Below are 21602 nucleotides of genomic sequence, written 5' to 3'. Positions count from 1 at the left end.
CATAATTTGCGGAGACCAAAGTTACAAAAATTCGTCGGCCGGGCCCGAAAATCGGATCAGCGGTACCACGGACGGGCCATTGGCCTGAAAATTCAACCCCAGTCTATGCCGCTTGTTTTCAGAAAAGCCACAATCGATGACATTCCTGCCGTTATTGCCCTGCAGGAGAGGATCTGGGAGCCCACCTACCGGGATATCCTGAGTTCGGACCAGATCGAATATATGTTCACCGCCACGTATTCGGCCGAATCGCTGGCCGACCAGATGACCCGGCAGGGTCACCAGTTCCTGCTGGCCTTACAGGACCATGAGCCGGTCGGATTCGCGTCCTATTCCAGAACGGATGCGGCCGGGGAACGGTATAAACTTCATAAAATATATGTGTTACCCTCGGAACAGGGCAAAGGTACCGGGCGGCTGTTGCTGGAAGAAACGGCGGAAAAATGCCGGGCGGCAGGCGGGGAGCGGCTGATCCTGAACGTTAACCGTTATAACCGGGCCCGGCATTTTTATGAACGGATGGGGTTCGCCGTGATCCGGGAGGAGGACGTTCCCATCGGACCGTACTGGATGAACGATTACGTCATGGAGAAGATCCTGTAATCAGATGTTCACGGAACCTTTTCGGCTGCGGTACCCCAGCAGGGGCGAGTAGCCCTGGGTTTCCCTGGCATAATACCCGGTGCCGTCGTACGCCCGCAGCTGCGGGTCGTTTTTGCAGTCATCGGTACAGGTTCCCTGGTGTGCCCAGCCGCAATCCTCGCAGAGAGGGACATGGTTGTTGCAGACCGGACTGGCGCAGTTGATCATCCGGTCGGTCGGTTTCGCGCAGCGGTGGCAGGCGGAAATGACCGTCGGGTTGACGCGGTTGACGTCGACCACGACGCGGTTGTCGAAAACGTAGCATTTGCCTTCGAAATCCTCACCGCCTTCCTCCAGGCCGTATTTGATGATTCCGCCGTGCAGCTGGTACACGTTCCGGAACCCCTTTTCCAGCAGGTAAGCGCTGGCTTTTTCGCATTTGATGCCGCCCGTGCAGTACGTGATGACCTTTTTGTCTTTCAGGTGCTCGATTTCGTGAAGATGGTCCGGCAGTTCCCGGAGGTTCTCCATATCGAGGGTGACGGCTCCTTTGAATTTCCCGACCGAATGCTCGTAATTTGACCGCATATCGATCAGGACGACGTCTTCCTCCTCCTTCATTTTCCGGAATTCGGCCGGCTCCAGGTGAATACCCGTCCGCCGGGTCGGGTCTACCGGAAGGTCGGAATTCACGATCTCGTCCTTTATCCGGACGTGCAGTTTCTGAAAGGCGTGGGTATCGTTTTCCTCCACTTTAAATTCCAGGGAAGCAAATCTTGGGTCCGCCTTCACGACCCGCATATATTCCTCACAATCCGCAGCCAGACCGGATACGGTTCCGTTCAGCCCCTCGGCCGCCACGATGATCCGGCCCAGCAGATTCAGGCGGAGACAGAGCAGATGGTGGTCTTCCAGAAACTGCCCGGGGTTTTCAATCGTTGTATAGCAGTAGTATAGTAAAACGCGGTACGGTTTCATGCCGCAAAGATACAAAAAGATAACGGCAGATGCCGCTGCGGCCTTCCCGGTTTCGCTGCGGAGCCGGATGTCCAGAAACCCGGAAGCTATTCAGAAAACGTATGCACATCGCAATAACAGGGAACATCGGAGCCGGCAAGACCACCCTGGCCACCCAACTGGCCGTCCATTACGGCTGGGAAATTCTGATGGAAGCCGTCGAGGGGAATCCCTACCTGAAGGATTTTTATGAAGATATGCCCCGCTGGTCGTTCAATCTCCAGATCTACTTTCTGAACAGCCGGTTCGAACAGGTCGTGAAAGTCAGGGAATCGAGCCGGGATGTCGTTCAGGATCGAACGATTTACGAAGATGCCTACATCTTTGCCAAAAACCTCTTCGAAAGCGAACTGATGAGCCCTCGGGATTATCAGACGTACCGCAGGCTGTTCGACAATATGCTCGAACTGGTTCGCCCGCCCGACCTGATGATCTACCTCCGGGCCGGGATTCCCAAGCTCCAGGAACAAATACGGAAACGCGGGCGGGAGTATGAAAAGGCCATCAGCGAAACCTACCTGGCTAACCTGAACCGCCACTACGAGGAGTTTGTCGCCGGGTATTTGGCCGGGAAGCTCCTGGTGATCGATGTGGATCGACTGGATTATGCGACACGCCCGGACGATTTCCAGACTATTCTGCGGCAAATCGACGGGATTCTGGAGGAATTCAGGCTGAGGGCCTGATCAGTTCAGCCGGTGAATGGGAGTCCGCGCAGATCGCAGCCAGTACTGGCTCGTCAGATTGATCATTTCCACCAGCGTCCGGAACGAATGGGGTTTCCTCAGGTAGGCATTTCCACCCAGATCGTACGACTGAACGATATCGTCCGGGTAGGAAGAACTGCTTAAGACCAGTACGGGAATGGTTCGGTACCTGGAGTCGGCCCTGAGTTTTTCCAGCGTCTCGAAACCATTCATGATCGGCATGTTCAGATCCAGCAGGATAAAGGAGGGGAATTCCGGAGGGCTGGTATGTTCGAGCGTCCGAAAAAGGTCCAGCCCGTTGGAAAAAAGCCGGATCCGACACGGGATATTGCTTTTTGCAAAGGCCTTCATCACCAGGTCACAATCCTCATCGTCATCGTCCACGATATAAACTGCGGGCATCTTTTCCATAGGCAGGCTGCTTACCGGGTGGTCTGCTCAAAGTTACTTACCATTTCGATAGTAGCAAATCATTGGCTGGGTTTAATGGAATTAAATTTAGGTGATTTCACGGAGGGGAGGGGCACCAACGGAAAAAGCCCGAAGGAGTAAACCTTCGGGCTTTTCAGCCGTGTCCACGGAGGGATTCGAACCCTCACACCTTACGGCACCACCCCCTCAAGATGGCGTGTCTACCAATTCCACCACATGGACGTTTCGCATACCCTTTGCGAATTGTGGATGCAAAAGTAGGAAGACAGCCCGAAAAAACAAAGGCGGTATTATTTTTTGCGAAAATTGTTGGGCCTTAGAGTATAGCCGGGCCAATTTTCTCTTTCTTGATTTAGAACGGATTATCGGTATACGCAGACTCGCCCCTGTGGCGGTCCTTTACCGACCCGCTCATCATAGGTTAGCACCAAACCTGGCTCTTCTCCCGACAGAGGAGCCAGTGTTTTTTTGGGCTTAGGCCGCAGTTTCTGCCGGTTCCAGCAATGCCACCATCTGTTCGATGGCCTGTTTGATGTTGTCCCGGATTTCCAGAATCGAAGCGTCCATCATGTAGCAGGGAGCCGTGATGATCCGGTTCTCGTGGTCGACCAGAATTTCCCGCACCGATTTCATTTCCGCTTTCTGCCCGAGCGACTCCATGCCTCCGGCAATTCCTGCAATATCATAGGGTGAATCCTCCAGGTCGGTCCCGACGGTCAGGTGGGCCGAAATGCCGCTGCCTTCCAGGGCTTTGGCGATGGTGGTGGGACTCATACAAAGACCGACTACCGGCTTCTTCAGACGGACCATATCTACAATCAGTTTCCGGACCGGTTCGAATATGGGACCGTTTGGCCCTTCGAATGCCCACCGGGTGAAGTTCTTGGCCGTCCCGAATCCGCCGGGCATGACCAGAGCGTCCAGTTCATCGGACGTCAGGGAAGCCAGGTCGCGGATGGTACCCCGGGCAATCCGGGCCGACTCCACCAGCACATTCCGGGTTTCGGTCATTTCCTCCCCCGTCACGTGATTCACCACATGGAACTGATCGATATTGGGTGCAAGGCAAACCGTTTCCGCACCGACTTCGGCCAGGGCCAGAAGCGTTAGCACCGCTTCGTGAATTTCCGTTCCGTCATACACGCCGTTGCCATGCAGCAGGACTCCGATTTTCATACAAAAGGGGTTTTATTTGCGTTTTTTACGGGAAATTAAGGCAAAAAGTCGTAACTTCAATTTTTAATTTACCGCCGGAACCGACCCGGTTTTCGGCGGGCCAAAACCATTCAAGCAGATCATGGCACTGGAATTAATTGGGAAGCTGGTTAAAGTTTTGCCCGAACAAACCGGACAGGGCCGCAACGGCGCCTGGACAAAGCAGCAATTTGTCATTGAAACGATCGATCAGTTTCCGAAGCAGGTCTGCCTGATGGCCTGGGGCGAGAAAGCGGGAGATCTGAGGAACTTCGCACCCGGCGATACGATCCGGGCCGCCATCAGCATCGAATCCCGGGAATACAACGACCGCTGGTATACCGACGTCCGGGCCTGGCGGATCGAAGCCGCCGACGGCACCGAACAGCCATCCGCCCCGGCCGCATCCGGCCCTTCCCGACGGAGCGAATCCAAAAGCAACGGCGAAATGCCGCTCACGACTTTCGAAGACGACGACAACGCACTGCCGTTCTGATTTTTTTTCGGAAAAAATAAAAGGGAATGATGCACTCGTTGCGTCATTCCCTTTTTTATGTCTATAACCCCGCCAGAAGTTTCTCCATACTTTCGTCGATCCGTTTCTGAAGTTTGGCCGGTTTGTCCGGTACGATGCCCTCCACGATGCCGCGCCAGACCATCGCGTTGCGGCTCCGGTCGATCAGATGCAGGTCGATGGTGCCCTGATTGTACCGTCCGACTTCCACCTCCCGGCTTCGCCAGGTGTACCGGCGCTGGCCGATGTAATTCGGAGGGTCGGTCAGGAGACTTGTCTGCCGGGTCTGCACCTTTTCGTCGATGGCAACCCCAATGTTGACCAGCAGGTCCGGCTGCGATTCGACCCTTCGCAGCCCTTTGGTTTCGAGCTGCCGCGAGACGGCGTTCTTCAGTGCGTCGACCTGGGACCGGTAAAAACCGGTCTGCGGAATATCCCCGGTTGATTCGATATCCGAGAAAGCAAAGGTTTTATAATTGTTGAGGGCAAAATATTCCGCCGGTTCGTTGCTGACCACCCGCACACTGCTGCAGGAAGCCATCAGGAAAAGCAGGATGAGGGAAAGAAGGGGAGTTTTCATAAACAAGTTGAGAGTTAACCAGAGGGCAAGGGCCGAGGGCGCCTGCCGAAATGATTAACTCTCAACTTGTCACTTAGGTTTGGTGATCCGGCTGGGATTCGAACCCAGGACCCATACATTAAAAGTGTATTGCTCTACCAGCTGAGCTACCAGATCGGTTTGCAGCGGAAATGTGCCGAAATCGACCGGACAAAAACCAACTAAACAACTTAATTTTGGTGATCCGGCTGGGATTCGAACCCAGGACCCATACATTAAAAGTGTATTGCTCTACCAGCTGAGCTACCAGATCGAGATGGAAAGTGCGAAATGGGATAATTACAATTTGGCAATTGTTAATTTTGCATTCAGCGAGCATTGCCGCTTTGCCTTTCCGAAATTGCGATGCAAAAGTACCATTCCTGACGTGATAATGCAAGGTAGTCGTCTTAAATTATGCCTTTTTTTTTCATTTGTGTTGATACTCTGCGGTATCCGGGCGGAGGCTCAGTCGCCTGCCGGAAGCCTGAAGCTGGCCGATTCGCTGTTTGCCGCCGGAGAGTATGAACGGGCCGGAACCGTATATGAACAACACCTGGGTCGTGGGTATATTCCGACGGACCCGATGTTGCTGAAAATGGCTTACATTCAGGAAAAGCAGGGAGACATCGCCAAACTGCTGTATTACCTTCAGGTTTACTTCGACCGGCGACCCAATGAACAGGTGCTGAAGAAGATGCACGAAATTGCCGCCGGAAACAACCTTCGGGGTTACGAAACCGACGACCTCAACTATTTCTACCTTTTTTACAAACAGTACGGCCTGTACGTGACCCTGGCCCTGGTGCTTCTCGGGGCCTACGCCTTCGGAATCTTCTGGGTCAAATTCCGGAAAGGCGAGCCGACCCGCCAGCGACACAAGCTCATCATCCTCCTGTATTTCACCGGTTTGCTGTTGCTCGTCAACCTGCCCGAGCGCTACCAGTCCGGCATCATCAACCGTGATCGGGTTCTGTTGCGGGGGAACCCTTCCTCGGCCGCCCCGGTCGTGGAGGTCATCAGCCGCGGCCATAAGGTCAACATCCTCGGCAGCCAGGACGTCTGGCTCCGCGTCTTCTGGAACGACGGACTGTATTATGTCCGGAGGGACGATGTTTGGGTAATTTAGGATGGTTGAATAAATGAATAATTGAATGATAGAATGTGCACCGCCACGTAGGGAAGCATACCATCATTCAATCATTCAATCATTCAATCAATCAACAATTCAACAATTGGAACAGTTATCTGTGCGGGCACGCGCTCCTGGTACAGAAAAGTTTCCGATTAGTTAGTATTATTGCGATGCAATCCTGAACATTTTAACATTCACGTTTTATGAAAAAAACTTTTGCGTTTTTCATGTCCGCTTTGCTGGTCGCGACCATGACGTTCTCTTCCTGTACCGATAAAGATGCTCCCGATAAATCCGATACCCTCGAATTTGAAGGCACACTGAACGGAGCCCAGGAAGTCCCGGCGACGCCCTCCGGAGCAACGGGTCAGATGACGGGTACCTACAACAAGGCCACCAAAGAGTTGACCTATAATGTGACCTATACCGGCATTACGCCGATCGCCGGGCATATCCACCAGTCGCCGACCGGACCCGGAACGAATGGTCCGGTCATCATTCCTTTTTCCTCCCTGACTTCCCCCATTTCTGGTCGGGCAACCCTGAAACAGGATCAGGAAAATGCACTGATGGAAGGCCGGCTGTATGTCAATCTGCACACGGCCCAGTTTCCCGGCGGGGAGATTCGAGCCAACATTATGAGAAAACCTTTCTGATTTCCCGGTTCTAAAAAACAAAAAGCCGCCTTTCGAAAGGCGGCTTTTTGTTTCCGGTTCGTTACCGTAACATGGTGATCGTGCCCTTATAACTCCGGCGGGTGTACTGGATCTGGTAGAAGTATTGACCGGGGGGCAGATTGTCTCCGTCCCAGACGAAATGGCGATCGGTGGAGCTGAAAACAGGCTTTCCCCAGCGGTTCATGATGTCTACCCGCCGGAACTGGTCGCTGCAGTTGTCCACCGGCAGGTCCGGAACCGAAAACGTGTCATTTTTACCGTCCCCGTTCGCCGTCATAATGTTCGTGATCGAAATGTCGTAATCGACGGGGAGGTCTTTCACGATAAAGGTAACCCGGGTGGTATCCTGCTGGCCCGGGCAGCCGTTGTCCCGGGCAATAAAATCGAGCTGGTAGCTGACGCTGTCCTTCCCGTTCAACACCCGGCAGCCGGGTTGCCAGACAAAGGCCGAGCGGAGGGGGCTCGGGCCGGTTTTCTCCTCGAACTGCATCCCGACGGCTTTCCAGTCGAAACCCAGCCCCACGGCCATCAGGTTCAGCATGTCAGGGTCCCGATCTTCCGCAATCACATCGAACCGAACGGCGGCCGGAATGCTATCGCTTTGCGTCACCGTCAGGCTCACCACCGGGTTGGGAAGTGTGGTCCGAACCGTCGGCGGGCGGCTGGTGGCAGGCTCGGCTTTCAGTCGAACGGTGACGGTGTCCTTCAGATTGCCGTTACAGCGTTTATCCGTTACGATAAAATCGACCACATACTCGGTGTTTTTCACCTGGGCGCACTGAGGGGCCCATTGAAACTGTTGCTTCACCGTGCCCTGGCCGGAAACGGCCTGAAAACTCATGCCCACCTGGGCGAGGTTAAATCCGCGCCCGACGGCTTCCAGGGTGATCAAATCCTGGTCGGCATCCGTCCCGGTAACCTGAAACTGAATGCTTTTACCGGCCTGAATGCCGGCCTGATTGCCGGGGAGGCTGGTTTCCGCGTCCGGTTTATTGTTGGGGTCGGGTTCCATCTGGAGGGTGACGACGAGGGTGTCTTTCAACCCCTGCGGGCAGCCTTCGTCCGTGGCGATCAGCGCCAGTTTGACCGGTTGGCCGTTGCCGACGCAGCGGTCGAAGCAGACCTGCGTTTTGATGGTGTCTTTCGGCAACCGGATCAGCACCTCCTCCGGGCTGAATGTAATCCCCTGGGCTGGGCCGTTCAGCACCGTCAGTTTTACCCGCTGGTTGGCGTCCAGGTCGGTGATGAACAGGTCCAGACAGTTGGCATCCCGGTTGTTTAATTTCAGAACCGTCCCTTCCTGATAAAAGCCGGCCACCCCGGAAGGCCGCATTGCCAGCGAGGGCGGGTTATTTTTCTGACAATCGATCACCTTCAACTGAAAATCGCGCCGGACCAGTCCGATCCGTTGTTTATTCCGGTATTCCTCCACCTGAACCGAGAAGACGAACAGCCCCACCTGCCCGGCCGTAACGGTCAGCCGGCCGGTGCGGGGGTTGACGCTTAAGGGAGACGGCCCTGGAATGGCCCGGTCCTGATTGAGGCCGTTCACCCAGCGGACTTCCGGGTATGCCGAACTCGGGGTGGCCACCATCGGACGGGGTTCGCGGGCCGTGCTGAAGCCGTTATAGGGTGTCACCAGCTTGTAGGCGAGGCTGTCGCCGTCCGTGTCGGTGGCTCCGAAATCGAAGGCAAACGGCTGATTGATACAGATATAGTCGCCCTGAATGTGTTTGAAGGTGGGAGAGGAGTTGATGACGGCTGCACCGTTGGCGGCCTGCTGGGCCGGAAATTCGAGGTAAAAGGTGGAACCGGCCGCACCGGGGTTCTGAATATTACTGATGGCATTGTTCCGGCAGCAGCGTTCCCAGACTATATAATAGCCCCCGGGGTCATTGAATGACGCCAGGTTCATCGTTAACAGAGAACTATAACGCAGGAGCCGGGTCCGAAGGCTCGGAATTGCACATTCGGGTTTGGTGTAGTTGACCAGGCTGGAACTGACCTGCGGTAATTCGATGTACCCCATGAGAGCATTGTCTCCCTTCCGGTAAACGAACACGGTTACGGTGGGGTCTTCGGCCTGAGGGTTGCCGTTCAGGTCGTCAAAATACAGGTTCAGGTTGATCTGGTGCGTATACGGAGCCTGGTTGGTGAGTCGTTTCAGTTCGAGTTCACCCCCGACGATATGCGTCGCCCAGGCCGGAATAATTATCCCGAAACAAAAAAAGACGAACCAACCGCACCGGGCCGTAAACCGATAGAACTGTTTCATTCAGGATAGTCAGGGTTGATGAATCCAAAATCCAGTGCTTAATTTACAGAATTTTTTGCGTGAATATGCCCAGAAAGACCCATAAAACACAGGATTGGTTGGAAGGCGTTCGGATCGATGACGTGGCCGCCGAAGGCAAGTGTCTGATTCGTACCGAAGAAGGAATCATCTTTGTCGAAGGCCGGACCGGCGGCCCCGTAGCCGCTCCCGGCGACGTCGTGGATATCCGGATCACCCGGAAAAAAAAGCAATATCGCGAAGCCGTGGTGGAGCGGGTTCATTCATTCTCTCCGGTCCGGGCCGAGCCGTTCTGTGAACATTTCGGAACCTGTGGCGGATGCAAATGGCAGCACATCCGGTATGAGGAGCAGCTCCGTTTCAAGCGACAGCAGGTGGTCGATCACCTGAGCCGGATCGGCAAGGTGGAATTGCCGGAGATTCGTCCGGCTTATCCTTCGGCGGGAACCCGTTATTACCGGAATAAACTGGAATATACCTGTGCCGACGGCCGCTGGTTAACGGACGAGGAAGTGCATTCCGGCCAATCCATCGATAAACGGGCCGTCGGGTTTCATATTCCGAAACGGTTTGACAAGGTACTGCCTATCCGGCATTGCTACCTTCAACCGGACCCGTCCAACGCCATCCGGCTGGCGGTCGCGGAATTTGCCTTCCGGAAGGGGTTTTCGATGTATAACCTGAACACCCACGTCGGTTTCCTGCGGACGGTCATCATCCGGACCGCTTCGACCGGCCAGGTTATGGTCATTGTCCAGGTAGGAGAGGACCGGCCCCGGGAATTGCAGGAATTGATGGATTTTCTGAGAGTTTCCTTTCCTCAGATCACCTCGCTGCATTATATCCTGAACCGGAAAATGAACGACTCCTATCAGGATCAGGACGTGGAGACGGTATTCGGGCCGGGTTACATTGAAGAAAAGATGGAAGATCTGACTTTCCGGGTCGGCCCGAAATCCTTCTACCAGACCAACGCGGGGCAGGCTTACCAGCTTTACCGCATCACCCGCGAATGGGCGGGGCTGACCGGTTCGGAGCGGGTGTATGACCTGTATACCGGCACCGGAACCATTGCCCTTTTCGTGGCCCGGCAGGCCCGGCAGGTGGTCGGCATCGAATATGTCGACTCGGCCGTGGAAGATGCCCGGATCAACGCCACCGTCAACGGCATCACCAATTCGGAATTCCTGGCCGGCGATATGCAGCAACTGCTCACCCCGGGGCTTTTCGACCGCTACGGACGCCCGGATGTGGTCATTACCGACCCGCCCCGCGCCGGGATGGACGAGGCCGTGACCCGAAACCTGCTGGAAGCCGACCCGCAGCGCATCGTGTACGTTAGCTGCAACACCGCCACCCAGGCCCGCGACCTGGCGATCTTAGACGAAGGGTATGCGGTGAAGGATGTGCAGCCGGTGGATATGTTTCCGCATACCCACCATGTGGAAAACATTGCCCTGCTGGAAAGGAGGAGGTAGGAAAACCGGCCGAAACCTGGTTTCCCGGGTCATTAAAAAGGAGTTTCCGCCGTAGGATCGACAAAGCCGAAGCCGCCGTTCGGCTGGTTGGGGTTATTCAACGTATTGGCCCTGCTTTTCAGAACCCCGCTCTGGTTTTCAAAGCTGGATAAACCGGTTACATTGGTATCGAACCCGGCGGACGGGCTCGTAAAGGGGGAGGGGCCGGATGGGGGCGGCATGAAATAACCGTCCAGATCCGCAAATTTGGTGTATTTTCCAACGAACCGGAGCTGGACCGTATCGAGTGAACCACTCCGGTTTTTTGCCAGAATGACTTCTCCGATACCAGCCACCGAGTTACCGGCTTCGTCGGCCGTAATTCCGTAATATTCAGGCCGGTAAAGGAAGATGACCATATCGGCATCCTGCTCGATGGAACCGGATTCCCGAAGGTCGGAAAGCTGGGGTTTCTTATCTCCTCCGCGTTGTTCGACGGCCCGGCTCAGCTGCGAAAGCGCAATCACCGGAACGTTAAGTTCCTTGGCGAGGTTTTTAAGCGCCCGCGAAATGGACGCGATTTCCTGTTCACGGTTTCCGCCGGTCCGGCCGGAGGTATCGCCCTGCATCAGCTGGAGGTAATCGATCACCACCATCTGAATATCGTGCTGGGCTTTCAGACGACGGCATTTGGCCCGAAGTTCCAGAATCGATAGGGCCGGCGTATCGTCGATAAAGATGGGGGCTTCCGTCAGCCGCTGGATTTTATGGTGAAGCTGCGCCCATTCATGGGGCGCCAGATTTCCTTTTTTGATTTTCTCGCTGTCGATTTCCGCTTCGGCCGAAATCAGACGGTTCACGAGCTGCACCGACGACATTTCCAGCGAAAAGATGGCGACGGCCTGTCCGAAGTCGACGGCGGCATTCCGCAGGGCGCTGACGACGAAGGCCGTTTTTCCCATACCGGGTCGGGCGGCCAGGATGATCAGTTCGGAGCGCTGCCAGCCGGACGTCAGCCGGTCGAGGGCGCTGAAACCCGATGGAACACCGGTCAGGCCGTCTTTCAGGTTCTTTTTCTGTTCCAGTTCATCCAGAGCCTGCCGCATGATGGTTCCCATGTCGGCATAGTTTTTCCGGATGTTCGATTCCGAAATCTGGAACATATTCCGCTCGATGCGGTCGAGGAGATTGAAGACGTCGGTGGTATCTTCGTAGGCGTCGCGCTGGATTTCGGTCGCCACGGCGATCAGTGCCCGTTTGATGGAGGCTTCGGCAATGACGCGGGCGTGGTATTCGATGTTGGCGGCCGAGGAAACCCGGGTGGTCAGGTCGGTAATGTAACCACCTCCGCCCACCATCTCGATTTCACCGGTTTTGCGCAGCTGCTGCGTTACGGTGAGCATATCCACCGGCTCGGCGTTTCCGAACAGGGTGACGATGGCGTTGTAGATTTTCTGATTGGCTTCCTTATAAAAGCTTTCCGGCTTCAGAATATCGATGACCGTCGACAGCGCATCCTTCTCGATCATAAGTGCGCCGAGGACCGCTTCTTCGAGATCAATGGCCTGAGGGGGCAGCTTCCCTAACCCGGTCGGTGCCAGATACTGGTTGGCGCCGTCGGACATCCGGCGGTCCCGGGGCAGTCCGGGGTTTTTCCTGAAATTGGGGTTATAGGGACGACCGTTCTCCATGTGCAACGCAAGTATAGCCAATCAGCGTAATATTAAAAAACGGCGGTTTGATGCCTGAATCGTTCCGAATTGGTTATTGAGCTGCCTAAGTATTTGTATGTAAAGTAGGTATTCGGCCGGGGATGTCCGAAAAAATTTCAATATTATTTTTTTCAATTTACCATTCGGCATTTTGCAGTTCCGGGTCGTGCGTCGTAACCTTGTCCGCGTGTTGACGATCCGGGTTCACGGGTGAACGACAATACCTTCCGGCCGGCACCTGCAGAGGTCCGCCCGGGGTCCCGAAGAAAAAATGCAACTGATTCATGATGAAGTGTTTGAACAAAGTTGGGAGGAACGGGAGAGAAAAAGTCCCGATTTTTGTTGTATACTACGAAGATTCCTCTAAATTTAAAAAGGAAAAACAGTCGAAATAACACACTAAAACGTGATCGAAGATTTGGTTGAAAAAGTAATCACCCTTGACAATGTGTCGCTCATCGACTTCCTGGGAGTTGAGAACAACAACATCAAAGAAGTGGCGGCCGCCTTCCCGATGAGCAAGATTATCTCCCGAGGTAACGAAATCCGTATCAAAGGCACGACCCCGGAGATTTCCCGCATTACCGACATTCTGGATTCGCTCCTCGAACATTACCAGAAATACGGCAAACTCACGCACGAAAACGTTCAGAGTTACCTCCGGAATACGGAAAGCGAACCGGTGGCGGTGGTGCCGACCGACGACGAGGTGCTGGTCTACGGAACGAAAGGCGTGATCGTCCGGGCAAAAACCGCCAATCAGCAGCGGCTGGTCGAAGTTTCGGAAAAATATGATCTGGTGTTCGCCGTCGGTCCGGCCGGTACGGGGAAGACTTATACGGCCGTGGCGATTGCCGTCAGGGCTCTGAAGAACAAGGAAGCGCGTAAGATCATTATTACCCGCCCGGCGGTCGAAGCCGGGGAAAATCTGGGATTTCTGCCCGGCGACCTCAAAGAGAAGATCGATCCCTACCTGCGGCCGATCTACGACGCCCTGGACGATATGATTCCGGCTGAAAAGCTGAAATATTACATCGAAAACCGGATCATTGAAATCGCTCCGCTGGCGTATATGCGGGGCCGGACACTCAACAACGCCTTTATTCTGCTGGATGAAGCCCAGAACACGACTCCCATGCAGATGAAGATGTTCCTGACCCGGATGGGACCCAATTCCAAAGCCATCATTACCGGTGACCGCTCTCAGATCGACTTACCCAAACACCAGCGCTCCGGCCTGATCGAAGCAGTGGAGATTCTGAAAGACATCAAAGGCATCGGTTTCGTGGAACTGGACGGCCGCGACGTGGTGCGTCACCGGCTGGTGAAAGAGATTATTACGGCGTATGAACGGGCGGAAAAATAAACATTTCCGGGTGATTCTGGGCCTGCTGCTGGGGCTGAATACCCTGATGGCAGCGGCCCAGACGCCCGCATTTCCGCAGCGATGCGGCATTGTTTTTCGAGAACAGACCCTGGAAAGCAGGGATCCCCGGCGGAGTGAAAAACGCCGGCTTCTGAACGAAAAAATTGAAAGTTATATCCGGACGCAGTCCGAACAAGCGCCCTCCGCCCGCGTCGGAGAAGTGGTGTACCGCATTCCCGTGGTGGTCCACGTCGTTCATAGCAATTCTTCAGGGTTTATCGGCGGCACCGGGAATTCCAATATTTCGGATGAACAGATTGCCTCCCAGATTCGGGTTCTTAACGAGGACTACCGGCGAATGGCCAATACCCGGGGTTTCAATACCAACCCCATCGGCGCCGATACCGGCATTGAGTTTTACCTCGCCCGAACCGACCCGGACGGCAGCACCAGCAACGGCATTACGCGGCATTATTATCCTCAGCGGTCCAGTTTCGATGTTTATAATGCCTCCAGTGGGGACGACCTGCTTCTTTCCCAGATCGCCTACTGGCCTAGCGACCGGTATCTGAACATCTGGGTGACCACCCTCCGCAATGATTACCTCGGCTACTCGCAGTTTCCGGCCGCCGAAAATTATGACGGCCTCAACCCGACGGAAAACGAACTGACCGATGGGGTTATCATCGATTACCGGTATTTCGGCAGTGAGATCGGAGCCGTTACCAGCCCGACGTATCGGTATGGCCGGACGACGACCCATGAAGTGGGGCACTGGCTGGGGCTGATTCATACCTGGGGAGACGACGTCTGCGGAAACGATTACTGCAACGACACGCCCCCGACCGAAGGGCCGAACCAGACGACCGAATGCCCCGAAAAGTTTTCGAACTGCAACGGGGTACGGACCCGCAATCAGATTGAAAATTACCTGGATTACACGCCCGATGCCTGCATGAACCTGTTTACCCAGGACCAGAAAGCCCGGATGCGGGCGGTCATCGAGGTCAGTCCGAGAAGGCAAAGAGTAGTAAAATCGTCGGAGCCCCTGCCGCAAACCGAGAAGCTGACGGTCAATGTGTTTCCTAACCCGGCCCAAAGCCAGACCACCCTCGAAGTGCTGTTTACCGGTTTTCAGTCTTTTCTGGTTCAGGTCACGGACCTCGCCGGCAGGATTGTGAAAACCCAGCGGTACACTGATTCGCCCAGTTCTTCGATTACCATTCCTCTGAGTACCTTGCAGAATGGGTATTATATCGTTAAAGTGAGTACGGACAAGGAAACCACCGCCCGCAGGCTCCTGGTGTACTGACCGGCCGGAACGGTTTTCTTTCCTTTTAATCCAGAAAAACAGAAAGATGATTGAAGTACTCCCGGCCCACCGCCCTGAAGACCTGAAAATCATTTTCTCTATACGGGAAGAGGTTTTTGTGAAGGAGCAGAATGTCCGGGCCGAAGATGAATATGATGAGTTCGAAACCACCAGCCGTCATTTTCTGGCCCTTTCCGACGGAACGCCCTGCGGCACGGCCCGCTGGCGAACGACTTCCTACGGCGTTAAACTGGAACGCTTTGCGGTGTTGAAAGACTATCGGGGAAAGGGAGTCGGTCATGCTCTGGTGAAAACGGTTCTGGATGATGTTTTCAGTCAGCAGCCGGAGCCGATCGAATCGATCTACCTGAATGCTCAGGTCAGCGCCATGCCGCTCTATGCCCGCTTCGGTTTCAAAGCCGTCGGACCGATGTTCGAGGAATGCGGCATTCAGCATTACAAAATGGTGTTACCGCCTTCTGCCTTTCCTGCCTGATGCTTCGCTGGAATTCATATCCCTTTTTCCGATACCTGGTGGCATATGCCGTTGGAATTATTGCCTGGTATCTTAAACCAGAACTTTATTTGCATGCCTTTATCTGCCTTTCAGTCAGCCTAATAGCTTTATTGTTGCTTTTCCAAACCCGGCAATTTCTCCTGATCGGCGTCTTCGGGTTTCTTTCCCTTTCCTCGGTAAGTTGTTTGCTCACACATTATAAAAATCTTTCTTTTTCTCCCCATCATAGGGGATTAGAATTGAAAGCGGTTACCGGGTATGTTGCCGTCGTTGAGGGACAGGAGGAATTTCGGAAGAAGACAATTCGATTGGAACTGGAGTTGAACCGTGCCCGAACCAGGGAGGGCTGGAAACCGGCTTCGGGTCGGGTGATCGTTTATATGGATCATACCTTCCCTCAAAAACCGCGCTACGGCGATCGCTGGTTGGTGCGGGGGGCGCCCCGGGAGATCGACCCTCCACTAAATCCCGGGGAATTTAATTACAAGCGGTTTCTGGCCTTTCGGGGAATTTTTCATCAGCAATACCTTCAGCCGTTCGAGGTGCGGGTTCTGGGAAATCAGCCGCCTTCCGCGTTGACCGCCCTGGCGTACCGGGCCTATGCTTGGGCGGATTCGCTGCTGACCGTCCATTTGGGGCATGGAGATGAATTTGCCTTCGTCAAGGCGATGGTGCTGGGGCTCAGAGACCGCATCGATCCGGAATTGCAGCAGGCTTATTCGGCCGCGGGGGCGGTCCATGTCCTGTCGGTCTCCGGGCTGCACGTGGGTATTTTGTATCTGGCCCTGGCGTTCGTGCTGGGATTTCTCAGGAAGGGAAGGTTTGGAAAAGGAGTCTTCACGGTCCTGATGCTGTCTATTTTATGGTTTTATGCCCTGATGACCGGGTTTTCGGCACCGGTGCTGCGGTCGGCCCTTATGTTTTCGATGGTGCTGACCGGTCAGGCGTTGGGCCGGAGCCACCATCCCTTCAATACCCTTTGCGCGGCCGCCTTTCTCATCCTGCTGTTCGACCCATTTGCCCTGTTTTCGGCCGGGTTTCAACTGTCTTTTATGGCAGTGGGAGGGATGGTCCTGTTTCAGAATGATCTCTACCGGTTATTTACGGTCCGAAACCGGGCAGGAGACTGGCTATGGAACCTGACGGCGACGGCCCTCGTGACCCAGTGTCTTACCTTTCCGCTGGTGATTTATTATTTTCACCAGTTTCCACTCTGGTTCTGGCTGGCAAATCCGGTCATTATTCCGCTTTCTTCCCTCGTCCTGGTGCTGGCGATCGGTCTGCCGGTCGTCAGCTGGGTGCCTTTCCTCGCGGAAGGGGTGGGAAAATTGCTTTTTGGCGCCATGTGGCTTTTGAATCAGGTCGTCCGGTGGACGGAAATGCTTCCGGGGTCCGTGCTCAAACCACTGGTGATCACCCCGTTCGAACTGGGGATTTTGATAGGTCTGATGATTTCGGCGGTTTTTCTCGGTTATCGGCGATCGCAAGCCTGGGCCTAAGCGACGGCTTTTTTCGCCGTACCGCTTTGTATTTCTCCGACTTTGACTACGCTGTCCCGCCGACACCAGCAACTTCTGATGGTGCATTTCGTGCCGCATCAGTCCACCATCAGTCTCATCGAAGGCCGAACCGCCCTGCTCATTTCCCCCTCTGCTCTCACCGAAGAAAGTCGGGAAATCCGGTTTTATGTCCAAAATTCCTGGGACAGCCTCGGCATTGAAAAGGCGGCTTTTTTCCGACCGGAAACCGGCATCGGTCGCCTTCCGGTTTACCGGAGCCGAAATATGACGCTTCTGGTCCACCACGGGAAAACCGTTCTCCTGCTTCGGAAGCTTCCCCGAAAAACCGGCTGGAAAATTCCGGTGGTGATCGATTTTCTGATCGTCAGCCGGAATGCAGTGCGGACCTGGGACCAAATCCGGGGACGGGTGGCGGCCCGAACCATCATTTTTGACGATTCCAACAAAACCCTGCTGACGGACCGGCTGCTGGAAGAGGCCCGGAGGCTGAAGATTCCCTGTCATTCGGTTCGCCGGCAAGGGGCTTTTATTCAAAGAATCTGATTATTTTTTAACCATCTTCAGGATGTTCAAATGGCGTCCCATCTGCACCCCGATGAAATAAAGTCCGGGCGGCAAAGTGCTGATGTTTAACGCCATATCGAATGTACCGGCTGGTTTGTAGCGGCTTTGATTCCATCGGACCTTACCGTTCACATCCGTTATGGTCAGATCGATCAGGCCTTCCTCTATGCTTTCAAAATGAAGGTCTGCAATTCGGGTGGTCGGGTTGGGTGATAAAGTTATCCGGCCTTCCTTCTCCAACATCGTCACCGAAACCGGCCGGGAAAAGGTGGTTTTTCCATCCCGGTCTATCTGCCTCAGCCGGTAATAAAACGTTCCTTCGAGGGCTTCCCGGTCTTCGTAACGGTATTGTTTATAGGGGCCTTCCTGACCAAAAGAATGCAGGAGCAAGTCGCTGATTGCCGCGTAATCGATGGCGATCCGGCTCCGCTCGATCACGAATCCGGCATGATTCTCCTTGGCAACCGTCTGCCAGTTCAGCTGGACACCCTGCGGGCGGGCCACCGCCCTGAAGCTGACCAGTTTGACCGGCAGGGCCGCAGCGCAGCCGGTACAATGCGTGTTGACGGTGGCAGCGCGGAGGTTGGAGGGGACGAAACTTCCGGGGACACAGACCGAAACGTTCGGGCTGCTGGTCAGCGGCTGATTCAGAAAGGTTTGTGACGGCTGTGGCTCCGCAATGGCGATACAGCCCCGGCCGGCAAGGGCGGTGGTTCCGTTCCCTTTGTCGTTCTGGAAATACCGGGTATTAATCTGGCCCTGGTTGCTCAGGCAGATACTGCCGCTGCCATTGACCCGCGTCAACGAACTGGTATTGACGACCCCGCCGTCGACGAATAGCTCCCAGTTGACATCCAGACTGTTCATATTCAGAATGCCACCGCTCTCCACTACGATTCTGGCTCCGTTGAAACTGGTATTGACCGGATTGGAAAGCGTACCGAATATCCGGATCGTTCCGGCTCCGGCATTGAAGTTCGATAGGGTTCCCGACCGGTATATCAGCGTTCCGCCATTCAGGGAAGAATTGACGAGAGCACCCGAACCGGAAAGGCAAACGACGGCTCCATTGAAGATATGGATGTTGCTGAAGGGGCCGGTAATGCACCAGGTTCCCGAGAAAAGATTCTGATTATCCGAAACGACCGGTGTACAGCCGGCACAGTTGGGGGCGGGCGGTGCGCATTGCGGGAAAGCCGGCAGGGGAGACAGGCAAAAAACCAGAAGCATCAGACGGTAAAATGATTTCATCATAAAAGTAGATAGTTATTTGGGTGAACATGCAAATTTGATCCGTTGAAAGCTTCCATTCGGAAAAATTTTGTACCGTTTTTGCTGAACTTGGCTACATTCGTTGCCGAATGTCACCCAAAACGTGCCGGACACCATGGCCTCCTTTGATATTGTCAGTAAGGTAGATCTGCAGACGCTTGATAACGCAGTGAATGTAGCGATCAAGGAAATAGCGAACCGTTACGACCTGCGGAACAGCAAAACCACCATTGAACTGGATAAGAAAGCCCCGAGCATCCGCGTCCAGACGGATAATGACATGAACCTGAAATCGGTGGAGGATATTCTCCTGAGCCGGATCGTGAAGCAGGGCATCGACGGCCGAAGCCTGGACTTTTCGGCGGAGCCCCAGCCTTCGGGCAACCAGTTGCGGAAAGAACTGAAAGTCAGGCAGGGACTGGACAAGGATCTGCAGCGGAAAATTCTAAAGCTGATCAAAGAGGAAAATCCCAGGGTCACCGCTCAGGCCATGGACGACCAGGTTCGGGTTACCAGTAAGAAAATCGATGAGCTACAGGCAGTCATCGCCATGCTTCGGCGGTCGGTACAGGAGGTTTCACTCCAGTTTGTGAACATGAAAAGCTAAACTTTTTCGTCGAACGCGTCGTTTCGGAGGTATGGAAAAACTGGAAAAAATCCGTAAGGCGTATACCGAATACGTCCTTGAACACGGAACCCCACCGCCCTCCGTTTTTCAGTTTGTAAAGAAACTGAAGATCACCGAATCCGAATTTTACGAGCATTACACCTCCTTTGAAGGCATCGAGGCCGACGTATGGCTCGCCTTTTTCCGTCAGGCCCTCGAAACGGTCGAAAATGATCCTGTCTATCAGACCTATTCCGTTCGGGAAAAGCTGCTGGCGTTCTATTATACCTGGATCGAAGTGCTGAAATCGCAGCGAAGCTTCGCGGTATTCAGTTTTAACCGCCTGCGGGACCAATTGCCGCGCAACCGGATGGGCTCCGGCGGGCTGGGAAGACAGGGAAGAGCCACCCCCCGCACCCTGCAACCGTTCCGGGAGGCCTTCTACGATTTTATTCGGGATTTGCTGGCCGAAGGCCGGGAGAGCAAGGAGGTCGAACCCCGGCCTTTCCTGTCCGACCGATACGCCGACGGCCTCTGGGGGCAGACCCTGTTCATCCTTCATTTCTGGATCAATGACGTCAGCCGGAATTTCGAGAAAACCGACACCGCCATTGAAAAATCGGTCAATACCGCCTTCGACCTGATCGGGCGTTCCCCGCTCGACTCCCTCTTCGATCTGGCTAAATTTATTTATCAGAACCGGTAACGGACAATCCCTTACCGGTTTCCGTTCGTTCCAACCTATGAAAGAACAAAACCATATTCCTACGACCAAAGTGGCCCGGGCCAGTCAGTTCGTCAAAGCCGGGGTGAAAGTCGGTGGAAATTACCTGAAGCATTACAGCAAAAAGCTGCTCCAGCCGGACCTTCCGAAGGAGGAGCTGCATAAGGATAACGCTGCGGACATCTACGACGCCCTCAGCGAGCTGAAGGGGAGCGCCCTGAAGATGGCCCAGATGCTGAGTATGGACCGGAACATCCTGCCCCGGGCCTACGTGGACAAGTTCACCATGTCGCAGTATTCGGCACCGCCCCTGTCGGGGCCGCTGGTGGTCAAGACGTTCCGGACTTACTTCGGCAAAACGCCCCAGCAGCTGTTCGACCGGTTCGAGATGTCGGCCGAAAATGCGGCTTCCATCGGGCAGGTTCACCAGGCCTGGAAGGACGGGAAAAAACTGGCGGTCAAGATTCAGTATCCCGGAGTGGCCGACAGTGTCAGCTCGGACCTTCGGATTGCCAAGCCTCTGGCGGTCCGGTTGCTGAACCTCAACGAAAAGGACATTGACCGGTATATGGGAGAGGTGGAATCCAAACTGCTGGAGGAAACGGATTATGAACTTGAACTGAAACGTTCGGTCTATATATCCGAACAATGCGGACACATTGCCGGCCTGGTTTTCCCGAAATACTATTCCTCGCTTTCCAGCAAACGCATCCTGACCATGGACTGGCTGGACGGCCTGCACCTGAAGGATTTTCTGCGGACGAATCCGACCCAGGAAGTGAGGGACCGAATCGGGCAGGCCCTCTGGGACTTCTACAATTATCAGATTCACGAACTAAGGCAGGTTCATGCCGATCCGCATCCCGGCAATTTCCTGATGCGGGCCGACGGGACGATGGGCGTAATCGATTTTGGCTGTGTGAAAGTGATTCCCGATTTCTTTTACGAAAATTATTTCCGGCTCATCAACTTCGATACCCTTGAGGATGAGGAAGTCACCCGGGAAGTGTTCCGGAATCTGGAATTTCTGGTGGCGGAAGACAACCCACGCGAAGAAGCGTTTTATACCGACCTGTTCAAGCAGATGATTGTGATGCTGGGCAAGCCGTTTGCGACGCAGACCTTCGATTTCGGCGATAACGAATATTTCGATCAGGTATATGCGTTTGCGGAGGAACTGGGCAACCTGCCCGAACTGAAAAATTCGAAGGTGGCTCGTGGTTCGCAGCATGGTCTTTATATCAACCGGACCTACTACGGCCTGTATTCGATGCTGAACGAGTTGAGAGCCAATGTGGTAACCAACAAACCCGACTGGCTCATCTCCAGATCGCTGCGCCTGGAAATGAACGGGGGTTAAGATAAGGGTGAAACCAGTTCCGATCCTCCCGGATATTTCGTT

General features: G+C 54.4%; 21 protein-coding genes and 3 tRNA genes. 14 read left to right on the top strand and 10 right to left on the bottom strand.

The genetic code is table 11. The annotated features are described in order from the left end of the window. The first annotated feature begins 105 nt into the window (after positions 1-105). Positions 106-603, top strand: a complete 498-nt coding sequence (locus tag DX909_RS02450; protein WP_128543462.1) for a GNAT family N-acetyltransferase — start codon at positions 106-108, stop codon at positions 601-603. Here DX909_RS02450 and trhO read toward each other — a convergent pair whose 3' ends face one another. Continuing rightward, positions 604-1560, bottom strand: coding sequence for an oxygen-dependent tRNA uridine(34) hydroxylase TrhO (trhO, locus tag DX909_RS02445; protein ID WP_128543461.1), 957 nt, complete (start codon positions 1558-1560; stop codon positions 604-606). A gap of 101 nt (positions 1561-1661) precedes the next feature. Here trhO and DX909_RS02440 point away from each other — a divergent pair, with 101 nt between their 5' ends. Continuing rightward, positions 1662-2285 carry a deoxynucleoside kinase gene (locus tag DX909_RS02440; RefSeq protein ID WP_128543460.1) on the top strand — a complete coding sequence of 208 codons (624 nt, stop codon included), beginning with the start codon at positions 1662-1664 and terminating at the stop codon, positions 2283-2285. Here the strand turns inward: DX909_RS02440 and DX909_RS02435 are convergent, their stop codons facing one another. The 3 genes from DX909_RS02435 to elbB all read right to left on the bottom strand — a co-directional run bounded on the left by DX909_RS02435 (position 2286) and on the right by elbB (position 3914). Next, a complete protein-coding gene (locus DX909_RS02435) occupies positions 2286-2708 on the bottom strand; it encodes a response regulator (RefSeq protein ID WP_164851181.1) in 423 nt (140 codons plus the stop codon). A 170-nt stretch (positions 2709-2878) separates the two neighbouring features. Beyond that, positions 2879-2960: transfer RNA gene (locus DX909_RS02430), tRNA-Leu, on the bottom strand. 252 nt (positions 2961-3212) lie between these two features. Then, entirely contained in the window at positions 3213-3914 is a 702-nt protein-coding gene (elbB, locus tag DX909_RS02425; RefSeq protein ID WP_128543458.1) for an isoprenoid biosynthesis glyoxalase ElbB, read from the bottom strand. A gap of 121 nt (positions 3915-4035) precedes the next feature. On the opposite strand from elbB, the gene DX909_RS02420 reads away from it, so the two are divergent. Continuing rightward, positions 4036-4428 carry a DUF3127 domain-containing protein gene (locus DX909_RS02420; RefSeq protein ID WP_128543457.1) on the top strand — a complete coding sequence of 131 codons (393 nt, stop codon included), beginning with the start codon at positions 4036-4038 and terminating at the stop codon, positions 4426-4428. Between the two features lie 61 nt (positions 4429-4489). Here DX909_RS02420 and DX909_RS02415 read toward each other — a convergent pair whose 3' ends face one another. The 3 genes from DX909_RS02415 to DX909_RS02405 form a co-directional block, all read right to left on the bottom strand. Next, positions 4490-5026, bottom strand: coding sequence for a DUF4136 domain-containing protein (locus tag DX909_RS02415; RefSeq protein WP_128543456.1), 537 nt, complete (start codon positions 5024-5026; stop codon positions 4490-4492). A gap of 80 nt (positions 5027-5106) precedes the next feature. Continuing rightward, positions 5107-5182, bottom strand: a tRNA-Lys gene (locus tag DX909_RS02410). 60 nt (positions 5183-5242) lie between these two features. Then, a tRNA-Lys gene (locus DX909_RS02405) sits at positions 5243-5318 on the bottom strand. Between the two features lie 162 nt (positions 5319-5480). Between DX909_RS02405 and DX909_RS02400 the strand changes: the two genes are divergently transcribed. Together DX909_RS02400 and DX909_RS02395 are read left to right on the top strand one after the other, a co-directional pair. Further along, complete coding sequence (locus DX909_RS02400; RefSeq protein ID WP_128543455.1) at positions 5481-6173, top strand: SH3 domain-containing protein; 693 nt, start codon at positions 5481-5483, stop codon at positions 6171-6173. A gap of 209 nt (positions 6174-6382) precedes the next feature. Continuing rightward, complete coding sequence (locus DX909_RS02395) at positions 6383-6835, top strand: CHRD domain-containing protein (RefSeq protein ID WP_128543454.1); 453 nt, start codon at positions 6383-6385, stop codon at positions 6833-6835. Positions 6836-6896: 61 nt separating this feature from the next. Here the strand turns inward: DX909_RS02395 and DX909_RS02390 are convergent, their stop codons facing one another. Continuing rightward, positions 6897-9131 (bottom strand): T9SS type B sorting domain-containing protein, encoded by a 2235-nt coding sequence (locus tag DX909_RS02390; RefSeq protein WP_128543453.1) that lies wholly within the window; start codon positions 9129-9131, stop codon positions 6897-6899. Between the two features lie 65 nt (positions 9132-9196). On the opposite strand from DX909_RS02390, the gene rlmD reads away from it, so the two are divergent. Beyond that, positions 9197-10627, top strand: a complete 1431-nt coding sequence (gene rlmD, locus DX909_RS02385; RefSeq protein WP_128543452.1) for a 23S rRNA (uracil(1939)-C(5))-methyltransferase RlmD — start codon at positions 9197-9199, stop codon at positions 10625-10627. A gap of 32 nt (positions 10628-10659) precedes the next feature. Here the strand turns inward: rlmD and dnaB are convergent, their stop codons facing one another. After that, positions 10660-12297: a replicative DNA helicase gene (gene dnaB / locus DX909_RS02380; RefSeq protein WP_128543451.1), complete on the bottom strand. Its 1638-nt coding sequence runs from the start codon at positions 12295-12297 to the stop codon at positions 10660-10662. A gap of 439 nt (positions 12298-12736) precedes the next feature. Between dnaB and DX909_RS02375 the strand changes: the two genes are divergently transcribed. From DX909_RS02375 to DX909_RS02355, 5 genes are read left to right on the top strand one after another with little or no spacing between them, the layout of a single operon-like run. Continuing rightward, positions 12737-13684, top strand: coding sequence for a PhoH family protein (locus DX909_RS02375; RefSeq protein WP_128544253.1), 948 nt, complete (start codon positions 12737-12739; stop codon positions 13682-13684). Then, a complete protein-coding gene (locus tag DX909_RS02370) occupies positions 13665-14996 on the top strand; it encodes a M43 family zinc metalloprotease (protein WP_128543450.1) in 1332 nt (443 codons plus the stop codon). The genes DX909_RS02375 and DX909_RS02370 overlap by 20 nt, the downstream gene beginning before the upstream one ends. A 46-nt stretch (positions 14997-15042) precedes the next feature. Then, a complete protein-coding gene (locus DX909_RS02365) occupies positions 15043-15492 on the top strand; it encodes a GNAT family N-acetyltransferase (RefSeq protein WP_128543449.1) in 450 nt (149 codons plus the stop codon). Then, positions 15438-17012, top strand: coding sequence for a ComEC/Rec2 family competence protein (locus tag DX909_RS02360; RefSeq protein ID WP_128543448.1), 1575 nt, complete (start codon positions 15438-15440; stop codon positions 17010-17012). Before DX909_RS02365 ends, DX909_RS02360 begins: the two co-directional genes overlap by 55 nt. A 42-nt stretch (positions 17013-17054) precedes the next feature. Beyond that, positions 17055-17576, top strand: coding sequence for a hypothetical protein (locus DX909_RS02355; protein WP_128543447.1), 522 nt, complete (start codon positions 17055-17057; stop codon positions 17574-17576). Here DX909_RS02355 and DX909_RS02350 read toward each other — a convergent pair whose 3' ends face one another. Beyond that, positions 17577-18851 carry a T9SS type A sorting domain-containing protein gene (locus DX909_RS02350; RefSeq protein ID WP_128543446.1) on the bottom strand — a complete coding sequence of 425 codons (1275 nt, stop codon included), beginning with the start codon at positions 18849-18851 and terminating at the stop codon, positions 17577-17579. A gap of 133 nt (positions 18852-18984) precedes the next feature. Between DX909_RS02350 and DX909_RS02345 the strand changes: the two genes are divergently transcribed. Genes DX909_RS02345 through DX909_RS02335 form a run of 3 tightly spaced genes read left to right on the top strand, consistent with a single transcriptional unit; the run spans position 18985 to position 21560 of the window. Then, entirely contained in the window at positions 18985-19476 is a 492-nt protein-coding gene (locus DX909_RS02345) for a YajQ family cyclic di-GMP-binding protein (protein WP_128543445.1), read from the top strand. A gap of 31 nt (positions 19477-19507) precedes the next feature. Further along, entirely contained in the window at positions 19508-20182 is a 675-nt protein-coding gene (locus DX909_RS02340) for a TetR family transcriptional regulator C-terminal domain-containing protein (protein WP_128543444.1), read from the top strand. A gap of 37 nt (positions 20183-20219) precedes the next feature. Beyond that, positions 20220-21560 carry an ABC1 kinase family protein gene (locus DX909_RS02335; protein WP_128543443.1) on the top strand — a complete coding sequence of 447 codons (1341 nt, stop codon included), beginning with the start codon at positions 20220-20222 and terminating at the stop codon, positions 21558-21560. Positions 21561-21602: the final 42 nt, after the last annotated feature.

It is taken from the genome of Larkinella soli (assembly GCF_003703975.1).
Lineage (GTDB): Bacteria > Bacteroidota > Bacteroidia > Cytophagales > Spirosomataceae > Larkinella > Larkinella soli.
This window is presented reverse-complemented; position numbering and strand designations above follow the sequence as displayed.